Raw genomic sequence first — 3,779 nt, forward strand, 5'->3', positions numbered from 1 at the left:
TGCCGGGAGGAGCGAGCGCCAGGATGTCGGTGCGGGTGGTCGCCATGCGGTTGATGTCGATGTCCATAGCAAGCCGGTCCGGGTCCATCGCATTGCGCACATTGCCGCTCACATTTATGGCTGTGCCCTGCAGACCTGCTACCTGCAGCTGCTGTATGTTGATGTTGTCCAGGCGCCCCTGCGCACGACCGTCAAGGCGTATCGTAGAATTCGAAATTTTGCGGAACGATGGGTTATCGGCAAGGTCAGGTGCAAAGTACAGGGCATCCTGCATACCGATGCGTGAGTTGTCGATGTCTAAGTCCAGCCGAACAGCGTCCAGGTTATCGGTCAGATCGTCCCAGGAGGTATAGCGCAGGGCCAGGTCTTTGCTGATGCGGCTGTGACCGGTCTGCAGGTCGAGGTTAGCCAGCCGGGCATGGGTGGAGTCAAGCGTGATATCCGATTGGAAATTGTTGACCCGGAAGCCGCTCTGTTCTTCGAGCTTGAGCTGGTTAAGCTGCATGCCCATCTGGTTGAGGCTATACCTGATATCCTCTGCATCCATTTCGATGTTGGAGAAGCGCAGGTGGTTGTAGTCCATCCCACGTGCCTGTCGTGGCGCATCGGCATTGTCCATACCTGCCTCCAGGCCGCTTACGCTCAGCTTGCCCAGGTTCACGACCCAATTCACGGGCTGTCCCTGTGTTTTCTCTACCGACTCGTCCAGTTTCCGCACCGTTTCTGCCGGGTTCACCGCCAGGGAGTCAGTCGGCTTCAACTTCTCCTGCACATAGAGCACCTTTGAGTCGTGCAGGTCGAAACTGCGCAGGTCAATGCGGGCGTTAGGCAGGTCAATATCGTCTACTGCCAGTTCTGATTTTCCCAGCTTGAGCTCAATGCGTTGGTCAGCCGGTATGCTTGCATAGTTCAGCGCAAAGTTCTCGACTTCCACACCGCTCAGACCAAAGTCAAAGGTGATGGGCTCGGAGGTTCGTCAGGCGGAAGCTTAGTTTGCACATAGTTTATACCTGTGTTTCGCAACTCAATATTATCGAGTCGGTAGATCTCCTCTTCCAGCTTGAGCTCTTCCATGGTGGTGGTGAGCTGGCCTACTCTGGCCTGATGTGATTGCCGCCTGCCTCGTCGTTGAAATTGACATACACATTCTCCAGGTTAATCAGACCCAGGTCTATTTGCATTCCTCCCGTCGTGTCGGCGGGCTGAGCTGCGGTGGTATCGGTTGCGAATGCCTCCGCCAGGAAATCGAAATTGGAAGTAGAGTCGGGGCGGATGTGCAGGTTGAGGGTAGCCTGCTGCAGGTCTATTTTGCTGATGTTCAGCTCACCGCTCAGCAGTGACCATAGTTTGATGTCCACCCCAAGGCGCTGGCTGTACCAGAGCGTGTCCTGCTGCTGGTCTTCCAGGTATACATCCTCCAGCACTATGGCATTACGCCAGTCTGTCTTAAAACGCCCGATCTCTACGCGGGTATCCAGCATGCCGGCCAGGTATGAGGCCCCTTTCTGAGCTGCGAAATTCTGTACTTTCGGGATTTGCAAAGCGATGATGATGAGCAATAGCAGGCCCACTACAATGGCAAGGAACCAGAGTATCACCTTGGCAATGGTTTTTCCGATATGTTTAGCTGATGCGATATGGAATTAGTTTTACTGTTTGACTTTACGAAAGATTGCTAACAAGGATAGAATTTTTTACTAATGACTATGTCACCCGTCCTGGTACGCCATAGTAGGGTTACAAGGATGCGACAGCTATTGTTTAAGCCCCTGATTGGAGGCAGGTGAGTATATTTAGTAAGTGATGCGATGTAAGTAGTTAAATATCAAACAACTGGCTGTGGTTTGAGTACAATAAAACGTTGATTTTTTTGTGTATGGCCATGGATGAGTCTGCTATACCTCCGGGTTTTAAGGATATGTTGGGTTTTGGGTTGGTAGAGGCTTTACTGGGCCGTCGCTCCCGTCGTTTTTTTATGGGGGCGGAAATCCCTGATGGCGTGTTTGCCTACAAATCGGAAAAGGACCCGGTGCCCCTCTCTGAACTGGAGAAACTGCTCGTGGTGACGGCCTGTGCCGGTAACACGGGCTGGCACAACATGATCTACCGGGCGCAGCGTTATGCGCCGCATCTGTCCAACTATGCGGCTGCAGCTGGAGGGCGTACTTTTCCCTCTGCTGCCGGCTTCCATACCTCCATGACTTTTTTCACCGACGACACCGGGGTGTATGTCGTAGACAACCGGGATGCGCCGGCCTCGGCCGACAGAGCGGCTGACGGGTCTCTGGATCTGGATGAAGTGGTGCAGGCCTTGCAAAGCCGCATCAGAAAGCTCCAGGACGGCCGTCTGAAACTTCCCTCCGAAGTGCCTTTTGTGGAAGCGCACAACACCTGGGTGACCAATAAGCCCGGTACGCTGCTGGTGATACCCGTGGCTGACCTGGCCCAGCACGTGCTGCTGGCAATCTGCTACATGCTGCAAAACGGGCTCGTACTTTACGATGACATCCACAAGCAGGCATTGCCAGGTATAGAGCGGTTTAAAAACATCGTGGATGTGAATAATGTGTGGCCCATCACATTTGTGGAGCAGCTGTCACTTGCCGAGGTATGCGCGGAAATGGCGACTTCCTGCTATGCCGGTGCTCTGCTGTTGCAGGCCATGGGGCTGGGTGGCTGGATGTACGATGGCATAGACCCCTTCAGTGTGCTGGGGGCAAGTGGTGTGGCAGGAGTAGAGGGGCTCGGCTTTCGCTACGATAAGGATGAGCGCTGGCCTTACCCCAACCCGACCGGGCTGCAAGGTATAATGGAGGGCTACTGTCCGCCTCACTATCCGGATATGCGGGCTGCCGTGGAGGCTGTGTGTGCGCGAAAATTTGGAAGGGGAGGCCCTTTTGATCCGACGACACCCGGACCCTGGCGGGAGAGTGCCAAGGTGAGGGGAGCAGCTCAGGTACACGACGAGGCATTCAGGGAGTGTGTGGCGCTGCAGGCACAGTATGTATTCGACACCTTTGGCAAGTTCCCGGGCACGGTGCCGTCTATGTTTATCTGCACCTATCTACAGGCGCATCACCTGGATCTGGCTTTTTATGACAAGTTCTATCAACCGGGTGCCTACCGGCACACCCACGCCCATCACATGGCGCAGTGGCATCCAGTTACGCCATCATGACATTGTAGCGACTGTATACGCCCATCAGTTCGCCCATTGCGAGCACATGCGGGCCTATCACACGGAGTAGTGCCTGCCTGCCAGTGCCTTCTTTGATGTTCAGCATCACATCCAGGGCGTAAATTCTGTAATAGTAATGGTGCAGCCCCTGTGGCGGGCAGGGACCGCCATAATGCAGCCTCCCGAAATCATTGGTTCCCTGTATACCAGGCACAACCCCTTCCTCGATCAGGTTGGATGGAGGGACATTCCATACCAGCCAGTGTGTCCAGATGCCCCGTGGTGCGTCGGGGTCCTCCACGATGATTACCAGGCTTTCCGTGTACTTTGGCAAGTTCCTGATCTCGAGCGGCGGACTGATGTTCTCACCGTCGCAGGTATAGCGGGTAGGAATACGCTCCCCCTGCGAAAAGGCGGGACTTGTGAGGTATAGCTTTCCTTGGGTTCTCGACTGCATAATGTTTCAGTTACTGTATAGTATCAATGTGATTGCTGTCCGGGAGGCAGGGTGAACATAGCAGGAGCGCATAATCAGTATTTATATTTATATTGTAACTTAGTTTTTTTATAAAGGTTGAGTTTTTAAATAGAAAAAAGTATA

General features: G+C 53.7%; 5 protein-coding genes. 1 reads left to right on the plus strand and 4 read right to left on the minus strand.

What is annotated here, in order from left to right; translation table 11 throughout:
* The 3 genes from O71_RS17800 to O71_RS17805 all read right to left on the minus strand — a co-directional run.
* Nucleotides 1-934 (minus strand): hypothetical protein (locus O71_RS17800; protein WP_007659655.1); only part of this gene is annotated, 934 nt, incomplete at its 3' end.
* Between the two features lie 5 nt (nt 935-939).
* The gene (locus tag O71_RS26675; protein ID WP_255345412.1) at nt 940-1,074 is read right to left on the minus strand and encodes a hypothetical protein; all 135 of its coding nucleotides are present in this window, start codon (nt 1,072-1,074) and stop codon (nt 940-942) included.
* Nucleotides 1,075-1,091: 17 nt separating this feature from the next.
* Entirely contained in the window at nt 1,092-1,637 is a 546-nt protein-coding gene (locus tag O71_RS17805; protein WP_155800991.1) for an AsmA family protein, read from the minus strand.
* 245 nt (nt 1,638-1,882) lie between these two features.
* Here O71_RS17805 and O71_RS17810 point away from each other — a divergent pair, with 245 nt between their 5' ends.
* Entirely contained in the window at nt 1,883-3,178 is a 1,296-nt protein-coding gene (locus O71_RS17810) for a hypothetical protein (RefSeq protein WP_040574678.1), read from the plus strand.
* Here O71_RS17810 and O71_RS17815 read toward each other — a convergent pair.
* Entirely contained in the window at nt 3,165-3,635 is a 471-nt protein-coding gene (locus O71_RS17815) for a YbhB/YbcL family Raf kinase inhibitor-like protein (RefSeq protein WP_007659660.1), read from the minus strand. The two genes, O71_RS17810 and O71_RS17815, sit on opposite strands and share 14 nt — an antisense overlap.
* Nucleotides 3,636-3,779 lie beyond the last annotated feature (144 nt).

This window comes from Pontibacter sp. BAB1700, from assembly GCF_000277005.1.
Classification (GTDB): domain Bacteria; phylum Bacteroidota; class Bacteroidia; order Cytophagales; family Hymenobacteraceae; genus Pontibacter; species Pontibacter lucknowensis.